19 protein-coding genes and 4 tRNA genes are annotated in these 21,572 nt (G+C 70.7%); 9 read left to right on the forward strand and 14 right to left on the reverse strand.

The features are described from left to right. Positions 1-35: 35 nt before the first annotated feature. The 3 genes from crcB to OG444_RS18650 form a co-directional block, all read right to left on the reverse strand. On the reverse strand, positions 36-410 hold the full coding sequence (gene crcB / locus OG444_RS18640; protein ID WP_327263245.1) for a fluoride efflux transporter CrcB: 375 nt from the start codon (positions 408-410) through the stop codon (positions 36-38). Then, positions 407-874, reverse strand: coding sequence for a FluC/FEX family fluoride channel (locus OG444_RS18645; protein WP_327266846.1), 468 nt, complete (start codon positions 872-874; stop codon positions 407-409). Before OG444_RS18645 ends, crcB begins: the two co-directional genes overlap by 4 nt. 80 nt (positions 875-954) lie before the next feature. Further along, positions 955-1,305, reverse strand: a complete 351-nt coding sequence (locus tag OG444_RS18650; protein WP_030012899.1) for a metallopeptidase family protein — start codon at positions 1,303-1,305, stop codon at positions 955-957. 127 nt (positions 1,306-1,432) lie between these two features. Here OG444_RS18650 and OG444_RS18655 point away from each other — a divergent pair. The 3 genes from OG444_RS18655 to OG444_RS18665 all read left to right on the forward strand — a co-directional run bounded on the left by OG444_RS18655 (position 1,433) and on the right by OG444_RS18665 (position 1,717). Next, positions 1,433-1,505 (forward strand) — tRNA-Glu (locus tag OG444_RS18655). A gap of 39 nt (positions 1,506-1,544) precedes the next feature. Continuing rightward, positions 1,545-1,618 (forward strand) — tRNA-Asp (locus tag OG444_RS18660). A 22-nt stretch (positions 1,619-1,640) separates the two neighbouring features. Then, positions 1,641-1,717 (forward strand) — tRNA-Phe (locus OG444_RS18665). Positions 1,718-1,755: 38 nt separating this feature from the next. Here OG444_RS18665 and OG444_RS18670 read toward each other — a convergent pair. From OG444_RS18670 to OG444_RS18680, 3 genes are all read right to left on the reverse strand, one after another. Beyond that, on the reverse strand, positions 1,756-2,604 hold the full coding sequence (locus OG444_RS18670; protein ID WP_327263246.1) for a cytochrome c biogenesis CcdA family protein: 849 nt from the start codon (positions 2,602-2,604) through the stop codon (positions 1,756-1,758). Further along, the gene (locus tag OG444_RS18675) at positions 2,601-3,353 is read right to left on the reverse strand and encodes a DsbA family protein (protein WP_327263247.1); all 753 of its coding nucleotides are present in this window, start codon (positions 3,351-3,353) and stop codon (positions 2,601-2,603) included. Before OG444_RS18675 ends, OG444_RS18670 begins: the two co-directional genes overlap by 4 nt. A gap of 66 nt (positions 3,354-3,419) precedes the next feature. Next, positions 3,420-3,884: a hypothetical protein gene (locus tag OG444_RS18680; protein ID WP_327263248.1), complete on the reverse strand. Its 465-nt coding sequence runs from the start codon at positions 3,882-3,884 to the stop codon at positions 3,420-3,422. A 90-nt stretch (positions 3,885-3,974) separates the two neighbouring features. On the opposite strand from OG444_RS18680, the gene hrpA reads away from it, so the two are divergent. Continuing rightward, the gene (gene hrpA, locus OG444_RS18685) at positions 3,975-7,913 is read left to right on the forward strand and encodes an ATP-dependent RNA helicase HrpA (RefSeq protein ID WP_327263249.1); all 3,939 of its coding nucleotides are present in this window, start codon (positions 3,975-3,977) and stop codon (positions 7,911-7,913) included. 81 nt (positions 7,914-7,994) lie between these two features. Next, a tRNA-Asp gene (locus OG444_RS18690) sits at positions 7,995-8,068 on the forward strand. 689 nt (positions 8,069-8,757) lie between these two features. Here OG444_RS18690 and bldC read toward each other — a convergent pair. Together bldC and OG444_RS18700 are read right to left on the reverse strand one after the other, a co-directional pair. After that, positions 8,758-8,964: a developmental transcriptional regulator BldC gene (gene bldC, locus OG444_RS18695; RefSeq protein ID WP_003949541.1), complete on the reverse strand. Its 207-nt coding sequence runs from the start codon at positions 8,962-8,964 to the stop codon at positions 8,758-8,760. A gap of 568 nt (positions 8,965-9,532) precedes the next feature. After that, a complete protein-coding gene (locus OG444_RS18700; protein WP_327263250.1) occupies positions 9,533-10,387 on the reverse strand; it encodes a hypothetical protein in 855 nt (284 codons plus the stop codon). A 194-nt stretch (positions 10,388-10,581) separates the two neighbouring features. On the opposite strand from OG444_RS18700, the gene OG444_RS18705 reads away from it, so the two are divergent. Together OG444_RS18705 and OG444_RS18710 are read left to right on the forward strand one after the other, a co-directional pair. Continuing rightward, entirely contained in the window at positions 10,582-11,676 is a 1,095-nt protein-coding gene (locus tag OG444_RS18705) for a Leu/Phe/Val dehydrogenase (protein ID WP_327263251.1), read from the forward strand. 291 nt (positions 11,677-11,967) lie between these two features. Beyond that, a complete protein-coding gene (locus tag OG444_RS18710; RefSeq protein ID WP_030009392.1) occupies positions 11,968-12,231 on the forward strand; it encodes a DUF3073 domain-containing protein in 264 nt (87 codons plus the stop codon). An 80-nt stretch (positions 12,232-12,311) separates the two neighbouring features. On the opposite strand, the gene purM is transcribed toward OG444_RS18710, so the two are convergent. Continuing rightward, positions 12,312-13,382 (reverse strand): phosphoribosylformylglycinamidine cyclo-ligase, encoded by a 1,071-nt coding sequence (gene purM / locus OG444_RS18715; protein ID WP_189972406.1) that lies wholly within the window; start codon positions 13,380-13,382, stop codon positions 12,312-12,314. A gap of 91 nt (positions 13,383-13,473) precedes the next feature. Next, the gene (gene purF, locus OG444_RS18720; protein WP_030726287.1) at positions 13,474-14,991 is read right to left on the reverse strand and encodes an amidophosphoribosyltransferase; all 1,518 of its coding nucleotides are present in this window, start codon (positions 14,989-14,991) and stop codon (positions 13,474-13,476) included. 149 nt (positions 14,992-15,140) lie between these two features. Between purF and OG444_RS40785 the strand changes: the two genes are divergently transcribed. Both OG444_RS40785 and OG444_RS18725 read left to right on the forward strand, forming a co-directional pair. After that, positions 15,141-15,236, forward strand: coding sequence for a putative leader peptide (locus OG444_RS40785; RefSeq protein ID WP_324617183.1), 96 nt, complete (start codon positions 15,141-15,143; stop codon positions 15,234-15,236). Between the two features lie 58 nt (positions 15,237-15,294). Next, the gene (locus tag OG444_RS18725; RefSeq protein ID WP_442810564.1) at positions 15,295-16,788 is read left to right on the forward strand and encodes a sulfatase-like hydrolase/transferase; all 1,494 of its coding nucleotides are present in this window, start codon (positions 15,295-15,297) and stop codon (positions 16,786-16,788) included. A 15-nt stretch (positions 16,789-16,803) separates the two neighbouring features. On the opposite strand, the gene OG444_RS18730 is transcribed toward OG444_RS18725, so the two are convergent. From OG444_RS18730 to purQ, 4 genes are all read right to left on the reverse strand, one after another. Next, complete coding sequence (locus OG444_RS18730; protein WP_327263253.1) at positions 16,804-17,607, reverse strand: META domain-containing protein; 804 nt, start codon at positions 17,605-17,607, stop codon at positions 16,804-16,806. Between the two features lie 51 nt (positions 17,608-17,658). Beyond that, positions 17,659-18,450 carry a maleylpyruvate isomerase family mycothiol-dependent enzyme gene (locus tag OG444_RS18735; protein ID WP_327263254.1) on the reverse strand — a complete coding sequence of 264 codons (792 nt, stop codon included), beginning with the start codon at positions 18,448-18,450 and terminating at the stop codon, positions 17,659-17,661. Between the two features lie 195 nt (positions 18,451-18,645). Continuing rightward, a complete protein-coding gene (purL, locus tag OG444_RS18740) occupies positions 18,646-20,895 on the reverse strand; it encodes a phosphoribosylformylglycinamidine synthase subunit PurL (protein ID WP_327263255.1) in 2,250 nt (749 codons plus the stop codon). Further along, positions 20,892-21,572: a phosphoribosylformylglycinamidine synthase subunit PurQ gene (gene purQ, locus OG444_RS18745; protein ID WP_030390145.1), complete on the reverse strand. Its 681-nt coding sequence runs from the start codon at positions 21,570-21,572 to the stop codon at positions 20,892-20,894. The genes purL and purQ overlap by 4 nt, the downstream gene beginning before the upstream one ends.

Raw genomic sequence — 21,572 nt, forward strand, 5'->3', positions numbered from 1 at the left:
TCGGCCCGTGAGGGACACGCCCTCGGCCGAACACCTCAGGCGAAGAGCTGCCGCGCCACCTGCGCGCCGAGCCGTACGGCGCCCAGCCCGACCAGCACGGACGCCACCACGTTCGCCGCCGCCAGGAACCCGTGTCCGCGTTCGGCAAGCCGCAGCGTCTCGTACGAGAACGTCGAATACGTGCTCAGCGCCCCGCACAGCCCGGTCCCCAGCAGCAACTGCAGCTGCGAGGAGGCTGCTCCGGCCAGCGCCGCCCCGGCCAGCACCCCGAGCACCAGGCACGCGCTCGCGTTGACGACGAAGGTGCCCCAGGGGAACGCGGAATCGTGCCGCGCCTGCACCCCACGGTCCATCAGGTAGCGCAGCGGCGCGCCGAGCGCCGCGCCCGCCACCACGAGCAGCCAGTTCACCGGCCGCCCCCGCGACGCCCCCGGGCGGCGACCGCGAGCGCGTACCGCGTGGCCGAGGCCCCCGCCCACACCGCGCCGAGCGCCAGGGCGACCGTGAGCACGGCGTAGGCCGACGCGGTCCCGGCCTCCCCTGCGTCCAGGAGCCGCGAAAGATCCACCGCGTAGGTGGAGAAGGTGGTGAAGCCGCCGAGCACACCGACCCCGGCGAAGGGCCGCAGCAGCGGATGCGGGGACGTCCGGCCGCCCTCGCTGATCAACACCATGAGTACGCCGATCAGCGCGCTGCCGGAGGCATTGATCCACAGGGTCGCCCAGGGGAGGGCCCCGGGCACGGCGGGCCACAGCAGGGAGAGCCCGTACCGCGCCGCGCCCCCGATCGCACCGCCGGCCGCCACCGCCGCGAGCACCCGGCCCTGCGGCTCGGCGCGCTGCGCGGGCACGTGCAGGTCGACGTCCGGATCGATCGCCTCCGCCGCCCCGTCACCGGGAACGGGCGGGAGGGGAGGGACGGGCGGGACAGGTGGGACGGGCGGGCCCGATCCGGTCACCCGTACCCCAGCGCGTGCAGCCGTTCGTCGTCGATGCCGAAGTGGTGGGCGATCTCGTGCACCACGGTGACCTCCGTCTCCGCGACCACGCTCTCCCGGTCCTCGCACATCCGCAACGTGGGATTCCGGTAGATGGTGATCCGGTCCGGCAGCACCCCGGCGTACCACTCGCCGCGGTCCGTCAGCGGGGTCCCCTCGTAGAGCCCGAGCAGCTCGGGGTCGTCGGCGGGCGGTTCGTCCTCGACGAACACCGCCACGTTGTCCATCAGCCGCGTGAGCTCCGGCGGGATGCGGTCCAGGGCCTCTGCGACGAGCTCTTCGAACTCCTCGCGCGTCATCTCCAGCACCCGGCCATTGTCGCTCCGCGGCGGCCCCGTCCCCCGCCCGGGGGAGAAACCGTTTTGGCGATAGCTCACCGGATCCCATATGCTTCTCACGTCCCCGACGCGCTGAGAAGTGCCCGGCGGGCCTTTAGCCCTCATCGTCTAGTGGCCCAGGACGCCGCCCTTTCAAGGCGGTAGCACGGGTTCGAATCCCGTTGGGGGTACGCATTACCGTGTGCAAGACTTGTTCTCGCACACTGCAAGGACCTGTGGAGCAGTTGGTTAGCTCGCCACCCTGTCAAGGTGGAGGTCGCGGGTTCAAGTCCCGTCAGGTTCGCTGAAGCCGGAAACGGTTTCGTGGCTGGGTAGCTCAGTTGGTACGAGCGATCGCCTGAAAAGCGATAGGTCGCCGGTTCGACCCCGGCCCCAGCCACCATCAAGAAGGCCCCGTCCATCGGACGGGGCCTTCTGTGGTTACTCCCCCTCGGCCTCGGCCGGCGGCCGCTCCCGCTCCCGGCCGCGCCACTGCACGACGCCTACGGCCGCCGCCCCGGCGGCGACCAGCCCGAGCAGCGCCCAGTCGGGGACCGCGTCCGCCAGTGAGCCGACCCACTGCTCGACCGCGAACGAGTCGTCCACGTCCAGGAGCCCCGGCAGCGCGCTCGCCCCGTCGTACGCGAGGAACAGCGCCCCCAGGGTGATGAAGAACAGCCCGGACAGCAGCGAGGTGGTGTGCAGCTCGAAGCGGCCGACCCGCAGGGCGCGCCCGCGCAGCCAGCGCCGCCGGCCCAGCTCGAACCGCTCCCACAACAGGGCCAGCAGGAAGAGCGGCACGGCCATGCCCAGGGCGTAGACCGCGAGCAGCAGGCCGCCGTAGACGGGGCTGCCGCTCACCGCGGCGACGGTCAGGACGCTGCCCAGGATCGGGCCGGTGCAGAAGCCGGCCAGCCCGTAGACGGCGCCGAGCGCGTACACCGACAGGGCGGTGGTCGGCCGGATCCGCCCCGACAGCTCCGAGATCCGCTTCGGGGCGAAGCCGAGGCCCAGGATCTGCGCGAGGCCGAGCCCGATGATCAGCCAGCCGCCGGCCAGGACGAGCTGGTCGCGGTTGCTGTGGAAGAACCGTCCGGCGTACGAGCCGGCCGCCCCGAGGGGTACGAGGGTGCTCGCGAGGCCCGCGTAGAAGATCCCGGTGCGCGCCAGCAGCCGCGAGGTGGAGTCGATGGAGTACGCGAAGAAGGCCGGCAGCAGCAGCGCGCTGCACGGGCTGAGCAGTGCGAGGAGGCCGCCCAGCAGGGCGGCCAGGTATCCGATGTCGGTCACTGCTCCGCCGCCCCGGCCTCCGCCTCCGCCTTCGCCGCGGCGATCGCGGCGGTGAAGGTGGCAAGAGGCTGGGCTCCGGCGATCGGCCTGCCGTCCAGGAGGAAGGAGGGGGTGGAGGTGACACCGATGCGGTAGCCCTCCTCCTGGTCCTTCTTCAGGGCCGCCGCGGCCTGCTCGCCGGCCATGTCCGCCTCGAAGCGCTGCAGATCGGGGACACCGGCCTCGCGGGCCAGCTCCACGAGCCGCGGCCCGGCGAAGCCCTTCTCCTTGGAGCCCTCCGCGTACGCCGCCGCGTGGAAGGCGTCGAAACGGTCCTGCTGCCCGGCCGCCCAGGCGGCCTTGGCGGCGGCCTCGGATTCCGCGCCGAAGATCGGGAAGTTGCGCCACTCGATGCGCAGGGTGCCGTCCGCGACGTACTTCTTCACCAGTTCGGGCTCGGTGTCCCGGGCGAACTTGCCGCAGTAGCCGCACTTGAAGTCGGAGTACTCGATGAGCACGACGGGCGCGTCGGCGCGGCCGACGGCGAGCTTGTCGCCGGACTCGCGGCGGGCCAGCGCCTTGAGCTCGGCGGCGGCGTCGGTGCGGGGCGCGGTGCGGGGCGCGGCCACGGCGCCGGAGCCGGAGCCGGCCGGGCCGCTCTCGGCGGGTTTGGTGGCCTGCCACGAGACGACGCCGAGGGTGATCGCGGCGAGGGCGACCCCGGCGGAGATCAGCAGGGGCTTCGTGGAGGTCGTACGGGACGAGGGCATGCGGGTGCTCCAGTGCTGCGGGTGGTGCGGGTGATGTGGGCGGGACCGGTGGGACGACCGGTCGGCCTAGACCCGCATCACGCACAGCTCCAGGGGGTCGGGCGCCGGGCGGCCGGGTCCGCGTACGAGGCCCCGTACGGGCATCGCCGCGGGGGGACCGGCCTCTTCGGGCGCCGACCGGACCGGCGGGACCTGCGCGTGCTCGCCCCGGGCGCGCGTGGGAACGGCGGGCGCAGCGCCGCGCTCGGGGCCGGCGGGCGCGCAGGCGGGCCCGCCCGCGTCGGCGGACACGGCCGCGTGCGGCCGGGCCGGGGCCGAGGCCGGCGTCGAAGCCGGTGCCGGTGCCGGTGCCGGAGCGGGGGCCGAAGCGGATGCCGGAGCAGGGACCGAGGCGAAGGCCGGAGCCGGCGCCGTCCGGTGCGGGGCGACCGCCACCGCCGGGGCCGCGCAGCCCAGGAGTACCGCCAGGACCACGCCGAGCAGGCTCCAGACGTGGCGGGGGCGGGACAAGGTGGGCTGCCTCTCATTCATACGGCCGACGGACTCGTCCCGAAATGGTACGGGTCCACCCGACAAATGCGTTCGCCACCCGGAGGGCCCAGGTGAGATCCTCGATCAGGTATGTCTACTTCCTTCGCCGCCCTGCAGACGCTTCTCGGTGAGATCCCCCTCCGTGACGCGCACCGCCTCGGCCGCCGCCTCGAGGGCGCCCGCCGTATCCGCAAGCCCGAGGCCAAGCAGGCCGTGCTCGACGAGATCGCCGCGGAGGCCACCAAGGCCGCCGCGCGACTGGCCGGCCGTGCCTCGCGGATGCCGGAGATCACGTATCCCGAGAACCTGCCCGTCAGCCAGAAGAAGGACGAGATCGCCGAGGCGATACGCGACCACCAGGTCGTGATCGTCGCGGGCGAGACCGGGTCCGGCAAGACCACGCAGATCCCCAAGATCTGTATGGAGCTGGGCCGCGGCGTCCGCGGCATGATCGGGCACACCCAGCCCCGCCGGATCGCCGCCCGCACGGTCGCGGAGCGGATCGCCGAGGAACTCAAGTCCGAGATCGGCCGGACGGTCGGCTGGAAGGTCCGCTTCACCGACCAGGTGGACCAGGACGCGACCTTCGTGAAGCTGATGACCGACGGCATCCTGCTCGCCGAGATCCAGACGGACCGCGAGCTGCGCGCCTACGACACGATCATCATCGACGAGGCCCACGAGCGGTCGCTGAACATCGACTTCCTGCTCGGCTACCTGGCCACGCTGCTGCCGAAGCGCCCCGACCTCAAGGTCGTCATCACCTCGGCCACCATCGACCCCGAGCGCTTCTCCCGGCACTTCGGCGAGGCGCCGATCGTCGAGGTCAGCGGGCGTACCTATCCGGTGGAGGTGCGCTACCGGCCGCTCCTGGAAGAGGACTCCGAGGATTCGGACCGCGACCAGATCACCGCGATCTGCGAGGCCGTGGACGAGCTCCAGTCCGAGGGGCCGGGCGACATCCTGGTCTTCCTCTCCGGCGAGCGGGAGATCCGCGACACGGCGGACGCCCTGAACAAACGCAGCCTTCGCTTCACCGAAGTCCTCCCCCTGTACGCGCGCCTCTCGCACGCCGAGCAGCACCGCGTGTTCCAGCAGCACACCGGCCGCCGGATCGTCCTGGCCACCAACGTCGCCGAGACCTCGCTCACCGTCCCCGGCATCAAGTACGTGATCGACCCCGGCACCGCCCGGATCTCCCGCTACAGCCACCGCACCAAGGTCCAGCGCCTGCCGATCGAGCGGATCTCGCAGGCCAGCGCCAACCAGCGCAAGGGCCGCTGCGGCCGGACCAGCGACGGCATCTGCATCCGGCTGTACTCCGAGGACGACTTCGACTCCCGTCCCGAGTTCACCGACGCCGAGATCCTGCGGACGAACCTGGCCTCCGTCATCCTCCAGATGACCTCGGCCGGCCTCGGTGAGATCGAGAAGTTCCCCTTCATCGACCCGCCGGACCACCGCAACATCCGCGACGGCGTCCAGCTGCTCCAGGAGCTCGGCGCGCTGGAGATGGGCGAGAAGTCCTCCGCGGAGGGCAAGCGGGGGCAGCGCCTGACGCAGATGGGCCGGCAGCTGTCCCAGCTGCCCGTCGACCCGCGGCTGGCCCGCATGGTCATCGAGGCCGACAAGAACAACTGCGTCCGCGAGGTCATGGTCATCGCGGCGGCCCTGTCCATCCAGGACCCGCGCGAGCGGCCCTCGGACAAGCAGACCCAGGCCGACCAGAACCACGCCCGTTTCAAGGACGAGACCAGCGACTTCCTCTCGTTCCTGAACATGTGGCGCTACGTGCGCGAGCAGCAGAAGGAGCGCGGCTCCTCCTCGTTCCGCCGGATGTGCAAGCAGGAGTACCTGAACTACCTGCGGATCCGCGAGTGGCAGGACATCTACTCCCAGCTGCGCACGGTCGCCAAGGGCATGGGCATCCACGTCAACGAGGCCGATGCCCCCGAGCAGGTCGTCCACGTCTCCCTGCTGGCCGGTCTGCTCTCGCACATCGGGCTCAAGGACACCGACAAGAACGAGTACCTCGGTGCCCGCAGCGCCAAGTTCGCGATCTTCCCGGGCTCCTCGCTCTTCAAGAAGCAGCCGAAGTTCGTGATGTCGGCCGAGCTGGTGGAGACCTCGCGGCTGTGGGCCCGGGTGAACGCCAAGGTGGAGCCCGAGTGGGTGGAGCCGCTGGCCCAGCACCTGATCAAGCGCACGTACAGCGAGCCGCACTGGGAGAAGGACCAGGCGGCCGTGATGGCGTACGAGAAGGTCACGCTGTACGGCGTGCCGATCGTCGCCCAGCGGAAGATCAACTACGGCCGCATCGACCCCGAGGTCTCGCGCGAGCTGTTCATCCGCAATGCCCTGGTCGAGGGCGACTGGCGCACGCACCACAAGTTCTACGCGGACAACCGCAAGCTCCTCACCGAGGTGGAGGAGCTGGAGAACCGGGCCCGTCGCCGCGACATCGTGGTGGACGACGAGACCCTCTTCGACTTCTACGACCAGAAGATCCCCGACCACGTGGTCTCCGGGGCGCACTTCGACTCCTGGTGGAAGCACAAGAAGCGCGAGGAGCCCGAACTCCTCGACTTCGAACGCGCGATGCTGCTGACCGAGAAGGCGGCCGGGGTCACCAAGGCCGACTACCCGGACTCCTGGCGGCAGGGTCAGCTGAAGTTCCGGGTGACCTACCAGTTCGAGCCGGGCGCGGACGCGGACGGCGTGACCGTCCACATCCCGCTCCAGGTGCTGAACCAGGTCACCGACGAGGGCTTCGACTGGCAGATCCCGGGCCTCCGCGAGGAGGTCGTCACCGAGCTGATCCGCTCGCTGCCGAAGCCGATCCGCCGGCACTACGTGCCCGCGCCGAACTTCGCCGGCCGCTTCCTGGACACGGCGGTGCCCCTGCAGGAGCCGCTGCCGGTCACCCTCGCCCGCGAGCTCCAGCGGATGGTCGGGGTCCCGGTCTCGGCCGAGGACTTCGACCTCACCCGGATCCCCGACCACCTGAAGATCACCTTCCGGATCGTCGACGAGCGCCGCAAGAACCTCGCCGAGGACAAGGACCTGGAGGCCCTGCGGCTCAGGCTGAAGCCCAAGGCCCGCCAGGCCCTGTCCAAGGCCGCCGCGGCCACCGCCGAGCGCGCGGGCGGGGAGTCCGTGGAGCGGACCGGCCTGACCGACTGGACGATCGGCACGCTGACCAAGGTCTTCGAGACCCGCCGGGCCGGTCAGCCCGTGAAGGCGTACCCGGCGCTGGTGGACGAGGGCTCGACCGTCTCCGTACGGCTCTTCGACACCGAGGCCGAGCAGCAGCAGGCCATGTGGCTGGGCACCCGGCGGCTCATCCTGCTGAACATCCCGGTGAACCCGGCGAAGTTCGCCTCGGACCACCTGACCAACCAGCAGAAGCTGGCCCTGTCCAGGAACCCGCACGGCTCCATCCAGGCGCTCTTCGACGACTGCGCGACCGCGGCGACCGACCGGCTGATCGCCGACCACGGCGGCCCGGCCTGGGACGAGGCGGCCTTCCGGAAGCTCTACGAGGCGGTCCGCGCGGACCTGGTGGACACGACCGTGCGCACGGTCGGGCAGGTTCAGCAGGTGCTGGCCGCCTGGCAGGCCTGTGAGCGCCGCCTGAAGGCCACCAGCAGCCTGGCGCTGGTCGCGAACATCCAGGACGTCAGGACGCAGCTGGCGGCCCTCGTGCCGGCGGGCTTCGTGACGCTCACCGGGCTGCGCAGGCTGCCGGACCTGATGCGCTACCTGGTGGCCGCGGACCGGCGGCTCCAGCAGATGCCCACGGGCGTCCAGCGCGACACCACGCGCATGGAGAAGGTCCACGAGATGCAGGACGAGTACGCCTGGCTGCTGGAGCAGTTGCCGAAGGGGCGGCCGGTCCCGTCCACGGTCACCGACATCCGCTGGATGATCGAGGAACTGCGCGTCAGCTACTTCGCGCACGCCCTCGGGACGGCGTACCCGGTCTCCGACAAGCGGATCGTGAAGGCGGTGGATGCGGCGGCGCCGTGACCCTTGCCGTGATCGGGTTCGACTGCACCCCCTGAGCTGCGGTACAGTCTGATTCGTAGCCGCCCAGCGGCCGCAAATCTAGGACCTGTGGAGCAGTTGGTTAGCTCGCCACCCTGTCAAGGTGGAGGTCGCGGGTTCAAGTCCCGTCAGGTTCGCAGAAACGTCAGGGCCCGTATCCCTCTGGGGATGCGGGCCCTGACGCGTTGGCGGGTGGCACCGCCCGGGGGGCCTTGGGGGCCGCCAGGGGCCCGTGGAGCGCCCACGTCGCCCGTGAACGCGTCCGGGCACCCCTGCGAGGCTTCCGGGCCGCGTACGAGCCCGCCCCGAGCCCCGCGCCCGCGAAAGGACGCGCCGAGCACCCCGAGCGCACCGCGAGCGTGTGGAGCCGGCGGCGAAACGCGCCGGGGGAGCACCGCCGGGTGCCGGAAGGTGTCGGAGGAAGGCGTCGGAGGACGCCGCCGGGCCGGCCGCCACCGCGAATACCCCGTTCGCATGAGGTGCCTCGCGATGAGCATCCCCTTTACGGGGTGCATTACCGGATATACAAGAGTGATCATCTGTGACGGGAGTCACCGCATGAGTTTTTGAGACTCATACTTTTATCGCACTCATACGCCCGCTCGATAGAATATGTGCAATGGCACCTACCTCGTCGGCGCCCCCACGTGATCCTGAGACGGCCCTGACCTGGGCATAAAAAAGATCGCGCTGGACCCGGCGGAGTCCAGCGCGATCGAACGACCTGTGAACCTGTTGGGGCAGGCTCGGCCGTATGAAGCTATGCAGGTTTCATCGGATTGGGGGACCCGATATAAACCCGGTAAAGCGGGGTGTTTGCGCGACCTCAGGCCTCGCTGCGCTGCTGCGGAATTCCCGCGAGCAGTGCGCGAACCTCGGCCTCGCGGTACCGGCGGTGTCCACCCAGGGTGCGGATGGACGTGAGCTTGCCAGCCTTGGCCCAGCGGGTGACCGTCTTCGGGTCCACGCGGAACATCGTGGCAACCTCAGCCGGGGTCAGCAGCGGCTCGGCATCAGGGGTGCGAGCGGTCATGAGCGGCCTCCTCGGGAGAACCGAACCATCTCGGTTCTTTCCTCTAAATTCTGCACCTTGGCCCGCGGTGCCCGAAATGGACATACGCGGGCCGAGTCGGTTATAGGACGAACGGCTTGTCCTCGGCACTACAACTACACCATCCGTCCAGCCTCGACGGCCAAACCGACGGAATTGCCCTCCGAGGTGTTCATCAGCGGCGGAAGCCGATGGACCGTCCCATAACGGACAGTCACCCCACTGTGACGATCAGTCACAGAGCGATCAGGAGTCGTCAGACCCCCCGTAGAGTGCAATGCCGAGCATTCCGCCCTTAGTTGGGCGGAAGGAACCCTCCCCGGACTCCTTGTCCTATTTTGGCACGAGGGTAGGGGAAGGGCGCAAGGGTGTAGTTAGTGCGGTCCGTCACGCTTGGGCCAATGGCCCGTATCGGGACGTAGGTCCTGGTACTACGTCCCAAATGCCACGATCAGGGCTCTGATCAGCCACTTTTGACCGATCGACCGATACCGGACGATACGTACAGCCCCCCCGACGGTGCGAATAAGTCACACCGACCACTTTCGGCCTAATTCGCGAAAAGTCGCTCCCGGACGGCCCTCCAGCGCTCCGCCAGCTCCCCGTACGCCTCCGTCGCCCCCTCCGTGTCCCCGGCCCGCAGAGCCTCGATCCCCGCCGCCAGGTCCCCCGCCGAGCGGTCGGCCGCCAGCCGGTCCGCCGGCAGCGCGTGCAGCAGCCCGCCGTAGTCCAGCTCGACCATCGAGCGCGGATGGAACTCCTCCAGCCAGCTCCCCACCTCCACCAGCCCGTCGGCGAGCATTCCGTACCCCTCTGCGTCGCGCAGGGTCCGCAGGGCCCGGGCGAGCCGCCGCCGCGCCTGCACCATCGGCGTGCGGTAGCGCAGCCGCTCGCCCGGCACGTACTCCCGCTCCTCGTCGGCCACCAGCACGAACCAGCGCAGCGGAACCTGCCAGACGCCCGTACGGATCCAGGGGCGCGCGTCCGGGTTCCGTACGCGCCAGCGCTCGTACTCCTCGGCCGCCTGCAGGCGCATCCCCGGGGGGAGCGCCGCGTCCAGCACCGGGCGCGGGAACCACTCGACGAGTTCCTGGAGGGCCAGCCAGCCGCGGAGCCGGGTGCGCCAGGGGCAGACCAGCAGCGCCCCGTCGACCACCGTCGTGAAGGCGTCCGCGCTCTCGTGCACCGGCACCCCCACCACCGGGACCCGCACCAAATCCGCCAGTGAGCGGCGCAGTTCGTCCTGGGCGGTCGGGGCATCCCCGCGCCGGGCGTAGTCGGACCAGTGCGCGCGCTCCGGCTCGGCGAAGGCAGCCAGCGGCTCGTAGACGCGCAGGTAGGAGGCGTAAGGGACGGTCGGCGCCGAGCGCGCGGAGGACAGCGGTGGATCGGAGGATTCGCTCACGCTCACGTACTGCCCTCATCCGGGGTCCGGTTCACCTCGGGGCGTCCCGCGACCTCCCGTACTCCGGGAGTGTTTCGATCCTCGGACAGGTCACCTACAGGCGGCCCACAGGTCTTACTCTGCTCCCAGCACGCCCTCCCCCACCCGCAGGGCGGGCGTCTTTCCGCCGCATCTCTTCCATGGGAGTCACCACCGTGACCGAAATGACCGACGGCGTCCTGCACACCCTGTTCCGTACGGAGCAGGGCGGCCACGAGCAAGTCGTGCTGTGCCAGGACCGCGCCACCGGCCTGAAGGCCGTCATCGCCATCCACTCCACCGCCCTGGGCCCCGCCCTCGGCGGTACGCGCTTCCACGCGTACGCCTCCGACGAGGAGGCCGTCCTCGACGCGCTGAACCTCTCGCGCGGCATGTCCTACAAGAACGCCCTCGCCGGTCTCGACCTCGGCGGCGGCAAGGCCGTGATCATCGGCGACCCTGACGTCCTGAAGACCGAGGAACTGCTCCAGGCCTACGGCCGGTTCGTGGAGTCCCTCGGCGGCCGCTACGTCACCGCCTGCGACGTCGGCACCTACGTCGCCGACATGGACGTCGTGGCCCGCGAGACCCGCTGGGCGACCGGCCGCTCCCCCGAGAACGGCGGCGCCGGCGACTCTTCGGTGCTCACCGCCTTCGGTGTCTTCCAGGGCATGCGCGCCAGCGCCCAGCACCTGTGGGGCGACCCGACCCTGCGCGGCCGCAAGGTCGGCGTGGCCGGCGTCGGCAAGGTCGGCCACTACCTGGTCGAGCACCTGCTGGAGGACGGCGCCGAGGTCGTGATCACGGACGTGCGCAAGGAGTCCGTGCAGCGGATCCTCGACAAGCACCCGGGCAAGGTCACCGCGGTCGCCGACACGGACGCGCTGATCCGCACCGAGGGCCTGGAGATCTACGCCCCCTGCGCGCTCGGCGGCGCACTGGACGACGTCACCGTCCCGGCGCTGACCGCGAAGATCGTCTGCGGTGCGGCGAACAACCAGCTCGCCCACCCGGGCATCGAGAAGGACCTCTCCGACCGCGGGATCCTCTACGCGCCGGACTACGTGGTCAACGCGGGCGGTGTCATCCAGGTCGCCGACGAGCTGCGCGGCTTCGACTTCGACCGCTGCAAGGCCAAGGCGACGAAGATCTTCGACACCACGCTGGAAATCTTTGCTCGCGCGAAGGCGGACGGTATCCCGCCGGCCGCCGCGGCCGACCGGATCGCCGAGCAGCGGATGGCCGACGGCCGCGCCGCGCGCGCGGTCTAGGCACTTCCCGGGGCTCTCCTGGTGCGCCCGCCGGGGTGCGGCGAGACGGAACTCACTGCACTTCGGCGGGTCGCCCGCCAGGAAAAGGTTAAAATCGCAGCTGACCAGCGAGGACGGGGCGCCTTGCTGGTTCTGCACCGGGGCGCGTCATGCGGGCGGCGTACCGTATGGCCGCGGAAGCAGGTACCGTTAAACCCCTACGGACGGTCTCTCCATGGAGAGCCCGCTCCGAACCATGAACGCGTGTCAGACTCTGGGGCCGTCGAGCCCCGTCACCGAGGGGGTCGAGCCATGGGGCGCGGCCGGGCAAAGGCCAAGCAGACGAAGGTCGCCCGCCAGCTGAAGTACAGCAGCGGCGGGACTGACCTCTCGCGTCTGGCCAACGAGCTGGGCGCATCGACCGTGGAACCGCTGCCTGTCAGCGAGCCGGTCGAGGTAGACGACGACGAACTGGACGAGGACGACCCGTACGCTCGGTACGCGGACCTCTACAACAGGGATGACGACGACGAGGACGAAGAGTCCGGGCCGTCGTCACAGCGTCGCGGCGCTTGACGCCCTGAGGCGTCTGCACGACAGACAAAAAGATTGAAACCCGGTCCAGGGCATCGCCCCGGGCCGGGTTTCAGTGCTGCTCAGCTCGCGTAGGAACCGGTCAGGGTCGCACCCTCGGTGCGGTCGCCGCGGTCCAGGATCTCTCCCGCGACCCACGCGTCGACACCCCGGTCGGCCAGCGCGGTCAGGGCCACGTCCACCGACTCGGCGGGCACCACGGCCATCATGCCGACGCCCATGTTCAGCGTCTTCTCCAGCTCCAGCTGCTCCACCTGCCCGGCCTTGCCGACCAGGTCGAAAATGGCGCCGGGGGCCCAGGTCGTACGGTCGACCGTGGCGTGGAGGTGGTCCGGGATGACCCGGGCCAGGTTCGCCGCGAGGCCGCCGCCGGTGATGTGCGAGTAGGCGTGCACCTCGGCCGTGCGGGTGAGGGCCATGCAGTCCAGCGAGTAGATCTTGGTGGGCTCCAGGAGCTCCTCGCCGAGGGTCCGTCCGAGCTCCTCGACGTGCTGGTCGAGCGACATGCCGGCGCGGTCGAAGAGGACGTGGCGGACCAGCGAGTACCCGTTCGAGTGAAGGCCGGACGAAGCCATCGCGATGACGGCGTCACCCGTACGGATGCGATCCGCGCCGAGCAGGCGGTCGTACTCGACGACGCCCGTTCCGGCACCCGCCACGTCGAAGTCGTCCGGGCCCAGCAGCCCGGGGTGTTCGGCCGTCTCGCCGCCCACCAGGGCGCAGCCGGCGAGGACGCAGCCCTCGGCGATGCCCTTGACGATGGCCGCGACACGCTCGGGGTGCACCTTGCCGACGCAGATGTAGTCGGTCATGAAGAGCGGCTCGGCGCCGCAGACGACGATGTCGTCCATGACCATCGCCACCAGGTCGTGGCCGATGGTGTCGTACACGCCGAGCTGGCGGGCGATGTCCACCTTGGTGCCGACGCCGTCGGTGGCCGAGGCGAGCAGCGGGCGCTCGTAGCGCTTGAGGGCGGAGGCGTCGAAGAGGCCGGCGAAGCCGCCGAGGCCGCCGAGGACCTCGGGGCGCTGCGTCTTCTTCACCCACTCCTTCATCAGCTCGACGGCGCGGTCGCCCGCTTCGATGTCCACGCCTGCGGCTGCGTAGCTGGCACCGGTGGTCTTCTCTGTCATGACAGGAGAGAGCTTTCGTGTCGTTACTGCGTGTGGTGCCGGGCCCTGGGAGAAGCCTCAAAGACAGGGCCCGGCGCAGGTTGAGCCAGGGCTACGGGCGACGGAGCGCGTCGGCGGCGTCCGTGCCGCCGGCCAGCTCGGTCTCCAGGAGCTGCTTGCCCAGGAGCTGCGGGTCGGGCAGCTCCATCGGGTACTCGCCGTCGAAGCAGGCACGGCAGAGGTTGGGCTTCTGGATGGTGGTCGCCTCGATCATCGCGTCGAGCGAGATGTAGGAGAGGGAGTCCGCGCCCATGGAGGTGGCGATCTCGTCGACCGTCATCCCGTTGGCGATCAGCTCGGCCCGGGTGGCGAAGTCGATGCCGAAGAAGCACGGCCACTTCACCGGCGGCGAGGAGATCCGGATGTGGACCTCCGCCGCGCCGGCCTCGCGGAGCATCTTGACCAGGGCGCGCTGGGTGTTGCCGCGGACGATCGAGTCGTCGACGACAACCAGGCGCTTGCCCCGGATGACTTCCTTGAGGGGGTTGAGCTTGAGGCGGATGCCGAGCTGGCGGATCGTCTGCGAGGGCTGGATGAAGGTCCGGCCCACGTAGGCGTTCTTGACCAGGCCGGATCCGTACGGGATCCCGCTGGCCTCGGCGTATCCGACGGCGGCGGGCGTGCCGGATTCCGGCGTCGCTATCACCAGGTCGGCATCGACCGGGGCTTCCTTGGCCAGGCGCCGGCCCATCTCGACACGCGAGAGGTAGACGTTCCGGCCGGCGATGTCGGTGTCCGGGCGCGCCAGGTAGACGTACTCGAAGACACAGCCCTTGGGCTTCGCTTCCGCGAATCGAGAGGTACGCAGACCGTTCTCGTCGATCGCGATGAGCTCGCCCGGCTCGACCTCGCGGACGAAGCTGGCGCCGCAGATGTCGAGGGCGGCGGTCTCACTCGCGACCACCCAGCCGCGCTCCAGGCGGCCGAGGACCAGCGGGCGGATGCCCTGCGGGTCACGGGCGGTGTAGAGGGTCCCCTCGTCCATGAAGACGAGGGAGAAGGCGCCCTTGACCTGAGGCAGGACCTTGGCGGCCGACTCCTCGATGGTCAGGGGCTTGCCCTCGTCGTCGGTCTGACCGGCGAGCAGGGCGGTGACCAGGTCGGTGTCATTCGTGGCCGCCACCTGGGTGGCACGGCCGTCCTGACGGGGGAGGTCGGCGACCATCTCGGCAAGCTCGGCGGTGTTCACCAGGTTGCCGTTGTGACCCAGGGCAATGGAGCCGTGGGCGGTCGCACGGAAGGTCGGCTGGGCGTTCTCCCAGACGGAGGCCCCGGTGGTCGAATAGCGGGCGTGACCGACCGCGATATGACCTTGGAGCGAGCCGAGAGAGGTTTCGTCGAAGACTTGGGAAACGAGGCCCATGTCCTTGAAGACGAGGATCTGGGAACCGTTGCTCACAGCGATTCCCGCGGACTCTTGTCCGCGGTGCTGCAGTGCATACAGTCCGAAGTAGGTGAGCTTGGCGACCTCTTCACCCGGAGCCCAGACACCGAAGACGCCGCAAGCGTCCTGGGGGCCCTTTTCGCCGGGGAGCAGGTCGTGGTTGAGTCGTCCATCACCACGAGGCACGCTTCCGAGTGTAGGCGAGATCGACCACTGGTCCGAATTGGGGATGGCCGGGAAATGTCACAGCACGGAGGGTGACGGATCCCTTCCGTCTCGCTATCCGGAATGCCCTTGTTGACAGGCGCATGGGCATTCGTACAGGCTCTCGCCCCATGCAGCCTCTCGGTGACCGGACGGTCACCCTCGTCGAGCGCCGGCACGTGGACCTTGTCCGTGTCGCGAGCGCCATCTGTCGCTGTTCTGCGTAGTCACACGCCGCTTTCCGTTCTTTTTCTTTCCTGAGCCCTGCCCCGAGTCCGCCCTGCCGTGCCGCGCGCCGTCCCGCGCCGCCCGGGGCGGGCCGGCAGGCCATGCCTTGGAGTACCTGTGACCTCGTACGAACCCAACCTGTCCCGGCGCGCCTTCGGCGGCGCGGTCGGCGTGAGCGCGGCCGCCGCGGCGGTGGGGCTCGGCGCCTCCCCCGCAGCCGCGGCCCCGGCCGCCGGGGACGGGCAGAACGCGCCCCGGGAGCGGGAGTTCCGGGCCGGGAAGCGGGGGCCGTCCCGCCGTCCGAACATCCTGTTCATCCTCGGCGACGACCTCGGCTGGGCCGACCTCTCCTCGTACGGCTCCCCGCACATCGAGACCCCGAACCTGGACCGCCTCGCCCGCCAGGGCGTCCGGTTCACCGACGCCTACTCGGGCTCCGCGACCTGCTCGCCGACCCGGTTCAGCCTCTACACCGGGCGGTACCCGGGCCGCACCAGGGGCGGGCTGGCCGAACCGATCGCCGACAAGTCGGTGGGCCTGGACCCCACGCACCCGACGCTGGCCTCGCTCCTGAAGTCCGCCGGCTACGCGACCGCGCTGATCGGCAAGTGGCACGCCGGCTACCTGCCCGACTACAGCCCGACCAGGTCCGGCTGGGACGAGTTCTTCGGCAACTTCGGTGGCGCCCTGGAGTACTACTCCAAGCTGGGCCTGGGCGGCGAGTACGACCTCTACGAGGGCGACGCCGAGTACAAGGACCTGCGCTACTACACCCGGATCATCACCGAGCGGGCGAGCGAGTACGTCTCCCGCGACCACCACGGCAGGCCGTGGCTGCTGAACCTCAACTTCACCACCCCGCACTGGCCGTGGATCGCCGACGGGGACACCGGGCAGAGCGCGGAGATCGTGGCGCGGATCAAGGCCGGCGACGGGCGCGCCCTGTGGCACCAGGACGGCGGCTCGGTAGAGAAGTACAAGGAGATGGTCGAGGACCTCGACCGCTCGATCGGCAAGGTGCTGGCGGCGCTGAGGCGTTCGGGCCAGGAGGAGGACACCCTCGTGGTCTTCTCCAGCGACAACGGCGGCGAGCGCTTCTCGTACAACTGGCCGCTGTCCGGCAACAAGGCCTCCCTCCAGGAGGGCGGGATCCGGGTGCCGAACATCGCCCGCTGGCCCGCCCGGCTGGACGGCGGCCAGGTCAGCCACGTCCCGGTGTTCAGCCCGGACTGGACGGCGACGCTGCTGGAGCTGGCCGGGGCGCGTCCCGACCGGGCCCACCCGCTGGACGGGGTGAGCCTGGCCGGATACCTGCTGCGCGGCGAGAAGGTGGCCGAGCGGGACCTGTTCTGGCGGGTGCGGGGGGAGCGGGCGCTGCGCCGCGGCGACTGGAAGTACTACCGGGGCAAGGCGGGCAGGGACCAGCTGTTCAACCTGGCCGGGGACGTCCGCGAACAGGCCGACAGGGCGGCCCTGGAGCCGGCCCGGCTGGCGCAGCTGCGGGCGGCCTGGGAGAAGGTGGACGCCGGCCTCCTGCCGTACCCCGGCTGACCCGGCCCGTCAGGGTCATTCCGCGGCCGAGGCCGCCTTCGCGGTCAGGCCCTTGCCGTCGGGCGCGGAGAGGGTGAGGGTCTCGCCCGCGATCGTCGCGGTGAGCGGGTCGGCGAACAGCGCGGTCAGCGCCCGTTCGACCTCGCCCACCGGGCCCTCGCAGGCCATCCGGGTCGAGGTCAGCGGCCCGAAGGTGACCACGGATCCCGCGACGGTGGCCCGGGCGCTGAACCGGTTGCAGCCCAGGCTGCCGCTCACCGCGAAGTCGGGGGCGATGGTGAACTGCGCCTTCCCTGCCGCCTCGGCGGGCAGGGAGGCCGCGGTAGCGCCGCTGACCAGCGACTCCACGGTCCACCGGGTCGTCGTGAGCGGGGCGTCGGGGACCGCCGGCGTCGAGGTCATGGCGATGGTGCTCCCGTCGGCGGCCTTCAGGGTGAGCCGGTCGGGGCCCCGGTCGATCGTCATCCTGCCCCGGAACACCTTGGCGAAGGCCGTCTCGAACTCCATGTCCGCGCAGGCCATGGTGGTCGAGGCGCCCGGCGTGACGGTCACCGCGGAGGGACCGTCGGAGGCCACCACCGCCGTGAAACCGTTGCAGCCGTAGTTGCCCTTGGCCTCGTTCTCGCCGATCTCCAGGCGGGCGGTCCCGGGCGCATGGAGCGTGCGACCGCCCGTGGTCAGGGACTCGACGGCCCAGGAACCCGTGGGGTCGGGGTGCCAGACGCTCCCCGAGGCCTCTTCCCGGCCGCAGCCGGCCAGGGCGAGGGCCAGTACGCAGGCCAGGCCCGCGGAAGTGTGGACGTGCCGGAGGGTACGCATGCCCCTGGGACGGGCCGGGCGCCGCAGCGGTTCCACCGGGGCCACCACCGCTCAGCTCATCAGGGGGAGCAGCGCCGACAGGTCGGCCCGCTCGCCGCTGGCCCGTACGTGCGCCTCGTCCAGCGCCTCGGCCCATGCCGTACGTCCGGTCGCGAGCCGGATCCAGGTCAGCGGGTCGCTCTCCACGACGTTCGGCGGGGTGCCGCGGGTGTGCCGCGGGCCCTCGATGCACTGGACCACCGCGAAGGGCGGGATGCGCACCTCGACCGAGCCGCCCGGTGCCTTGAGGGCGAGGGCGTCGGCGAGCAGCCGGGTGCAGGCGGCCAGCGCCTGCCGGTCGACCGGGATGTCCAGTCCGGTGGCCCGGTTCAGGTCGTCGGTGTGGACCACCAGTTCCACGGTCCTGGTGATCAGGAAGTCGGCCAGGGTCATGTCCCCGATCCACAGGTCCAGCACCCGGTCGCCCCGGTTCGCCGCGAGGGCCTCGGCCATCCGGGAGGCCGCCCGGGCGTACAGCTCGGACAGCGGGGCCCCGGTCAGGGTCTCCCGGGCCGCTTCGGAGATCTTCCCGGCGAGGGAGGCGGTGGCGAAGGGCCATTCGACGGCCGACAGCTCGGCGACGGCGGCGGGCGGCCGGGCCAGGCCCCCGGCCAGCGAGTCGGCGATCCAGGCGATGTGCCCGGCCAGCTCGGCGACGCTCCAGTCACCGAGCCCGCTGGGCCGTGCCAACTGCTCGGGCCCCAACTCGCCCACGGCGCGGCCGACATGCGCGAACTGCGCGGTGACGGCCGCACGGATCCGGGCGGGGTCGTAGGTACGCGGCTTCTTCCCTCGGGGCGGCATGCCCCGACCCTACTCGGGGGCCGGCGGCGCCGGCCCCGTGCCGCCGCGCCGCTGCGCGGTGTCCGTCGCGTGGGCGGCGTGGGCGGCGAACAGCTCGGCGGGCATCGGCGGGCAGCGGGCCCCGGGCGGCGCTGCCGACGCCACGAGCCCCCGGCCGGAGGAACCGGCCGGGGGCTCGTGGCAGAGGCGATGGGATCAGGCCAGCAGGGCCGGGATCGTCGTCTCGTGGGCCTCGCGGAGCTCGGCCAGGGGGAGGGTGAACTCGCCCTGGATCTCGATCTCCTCGCCGTCCACCACACCGATGCGGGCGACCGGCAGGCCCCGCGCACCGCACATGTCGGTGAACCGGAGCTCCTCGCTGCGCGGGACGGCCACGATGGCACGGCCCGCGGACTCGGAGAACAGGAAGGTGAAGGCGTCCAGGCCCTCGGGGACCACGACGCGCGCGCCGTTGCCGCCCTTGAGGCAGGACTCGGTGAGCGCCTGGATCACGCCGCCGTCGGACAGGTCGTGCGCGGCGTCGATCATGCCGTCGCGCGAGGCGGAGATCAGGATCTCGGCGAGCAGCTTCTCGCGGCCCAGGTCCACCTTGGGCGGCATGCCGCCGAGGTGGTCGTGGACGACCTGCGACCAGGCCGAGCCGCCGAACTCCTCGGCGGTGTCGCCGAGCAGGTACAGCAGCTGGCCGGCCTCCGCGAACGCCATCGGCGTACGGCGGTTGACGTCGTCGATCACACCGAGGACCGCCACGACCGGGGTCGGGTGGATCGCGATGTCGCCCGTCTGGTTGTACAGCGAGACGTTGCCGCCGGTCACCGGGGTGCCCAGCTCCAGGCAGCCGTCCGCGAGGCCCCGGCAGGCCTCGGCGAACTGCCACATGACGTCCGGGTCCTCGGGGGAGCCGAAGTTCAGGCAGTCGGAGATGGCCAGCGGCTTCGCGCCGGTCGCCGCCACGTTGCGGTACGACTCCGCGAGCGCCAGCTGCGCGCCCGTGTACGGGTCGAGCTTGGCGAAGCGGCCGTTGCCGTCGGTGGCCATGGCCACGCCGAGGTTGGACTCCTCGTCGATGCGGACCATGCCCGCGTCCTCGGGCTGCGAGAGCACGGTGTTGCCCTGCACGAAGCGGTCGTACTGGTCGGTGACCCACGACTTCGACGCCTGGTTCGGGGACGAGACCAGCGCGAGGACCTGCGCGCGCAGCTCCTCGGAGGTCTGCGGCCGCGGCAGCTTGCCGGCGTCGTCCGCCTGGAGCGCGTCCTGCCAGGACGGGCGCGCGTAGGGGCGGTTGTAGACGGGGCCCTCGTGGGCGACGGTGCCCGGGGGCACGTCCACGATCTGCTCGCCGTGCCAGAAGATCTCCAGGCGCTCGCCCTCGGTCACCTCACCGATGACGGTGGCGATGACGTCCCACTTCTCGCAGATCTCCATGAAGCGGTCGACGTACTGCGGCTCGACGATCGCGCACATGCGCTCCTGCGACTCGCTCATGAGGATTTCCTCGGGCGAGAGCGTCGCGTCGCGCAGCGGCACGGTGTCCAGCTCGACCCGCATGCCGCCGGAACCGGCGGAGGCGAGCTCGGAGGTCGCGCAGGAGAGCCCGGCGCCGCCGAGGTCCTGGATGCCCGCGACCAGCTTCTCCTTGAAGATCTCCAGGGTGCACTCGATGAGGAGCTTCTCCTGGAAGGGGTCGCCGACCTGCACCGCGGGGCGCTTGGTGGGCTTGGTGTCGTCGAAGGTCTCGGACGCGAGGACCGAGACGCCGCCGATGCCGTCGCCGCCCGTGCGGGCGCCGTAGAGGATGACCTTGTTGCCGGGGCCGGAGGCCTTGGCGAGGTGGATGTCCTCGTGCTTCATCACGCCGATGCAGCCGGCGTTGACCAGCGGGTTGCCCTGGTAGCAGGCGTCGAAGACCACCTCGCCGCCGATGTTGGGCAGGCCCAGGCAGTTGCCGTAGCCGCCGATGCCGGCGACGACGCCGGGCAGGACGCGCCGGGTGTCGGGGTGGTCGGCGGCGCCGAAGCGCAGCGGGTCCACGACCGCGACCGGGCGGGCGCCCATCGCGAGGATGTCGCGGACGATGCCGCCGATGCCGGTGGCCGCGCCCTGGTAGGGCTCGATGTACGACGGGTGGTTGTGCGACTCGACCTTGAAGGTGACCGCGTAGCCCTGGCCGACGTCGACGACGCCGGCGTTCTCGCCGATGCCGACGAGCATGGCGTCGTTCTGGGGGGCCTTCTCACCGAACTGCTTCAGGTGGACCTTGCTGCTCTTGTACGAGCAGTGCTCGGACCACATGACCGAGTACATGGCGAGCTCGGCACCCGTGGGGCGGCGGCCGAGGATCTCCCGGATCCGGGCGTACTCGTCCTCCTTGAGGCCGAGTTCCTTCCAGGGCTGGGAGGCGTCCGGGGTTTCGGTGGCGTTCTTGACGGTGTCGAGGCTCATGCGCTGACCAGCTTCTTCAGGACCGAGGTGAAGAACGGGAGACCGTCGGTGCGGCCCGTCCCGATCAGCGGCTCGACCGCGTGCTCGGGGTGCGGCATGAGACCGACGATGTTGCCCGCGGCGTTGGTGATGCCGGCGATGTCGCGCAGCGAACCGTTCGGGTTGCCGTCCAGGTAGCGGAAGGCCACGCGGCCCTCGGCCTCCAGTTCGTCGAGCGTGCGCTCGTCGGCGGTGTAGCGGCCGTCCATGTTCTTGAGCGGTACGGAGATCTCCTGGCCGGCGGTGTAGTCGCCGGTCCACGCGGTCTCCGCGTTCTCCACCCGCAGCTTCTGGTCGCGGCAGATGAAGTGCAGGTGGTTGTTCCGGAGCATCGCCCCCGGCAGCAGGTGGGCCTCGGTGAGGACCTGGAAGCCGTTGCAGATGCCCAGGACGGGCATGCCGCCCCTGGCCTGCTCGATGATGGTCTCCATCACCGGCGAGAAGCGGGAGATGGCCCCGGCGCGCAGGTAGTCCCCGTAGGAGAAGCCGCCCGCGAGGACGACCGCGTCGACCTGGTGCAGGTCCTTGTCGCGGTGCCACAGCGAGACCGGCTCGGCCCCCGCGAGGCGGACGGCGCGCAGCGAGTCACGGTCGTCGAGCGTTCCGGGGAACGTGACGACTCCGATGCGAGTGGTCAC

The organism is Streptomyces sp. NBC_01232 (genome assembly GCF_035989885.1).
Taxonomy (GTDB): domain Bacteria; phylum Actinomycetota; class Actinomycetes; order Streptomycetales; family Streptomycetaceae; genus Streptomyces.

Coding starts and splice junctions, on each gene's coding strand:
- OG444_RS18675 (WP_327263247.1), bottom strand. CDS start 3,353: ATGCCCTCGTCCCGTACGACCTCCACGAAGCCCCTGCTGATCTCCGCC.
- OG444_RS18680 (WP_327263248.1), bottom strand. CDS start 3,884: ATGAATGAGAGGCAGCCCACCTTGTCCCGCCCCCGCCACGTCTGGAGC.
- hrpA (WP_327263249.1), top strand. CDS start 3,975: ATGTCTACTTCCTTCGCCGCCCTGCAGACGCTTCTCGGTGAGATCCCC.
- bldC (WP_003949541.1), bottom strand. CDS start 8,964: ATGACCGCTCGCACCCCTGATGCCGAGCCGCTGCTGACCCCGGCTGAG.
- OG444_RS18710 (WP_030009392.1), top strand. CDS start 11,968: ATGGGGCGCGGCCGGGCAAAGGCCAAGCAGACGAAGGTCGCCCGCCAG.
- purM (WP_189972406.1), bottom strand. CDS start 13,382: ATGACAGAGAAGACCACCGGTGCCAGCTACGCAGCCGCAGGCGTGGAC.
- OG444_RS40785 (WP_324617183.1), top strand. CDS start 15,141: ATGCAGCCTCTCGGTGACCGGACGGTCACCCTCGTCGAGCGCCGGCAC.
- OG444_RS18730 (WP_327263253.1), bottom strand. CDS start 17,607: ATGCGTACCCTCCGGCACGTCCACACTTCCGCGGGCCTGGCCTGCGTA.
- OG444_RS18735 (WP_327263254.1), bottom strand. CDS start 18,450: ATGCCGCCCCGAGGGAAGAAGCCGCGTACCTACGACCCCGCCCGGATC.
- purL (WP_327263255.1), bottom strand. CDS start 20,895: ATGAGCCTCGACACCGTCAAGAACGCCACCGAAACCCCGGACGCCTCC.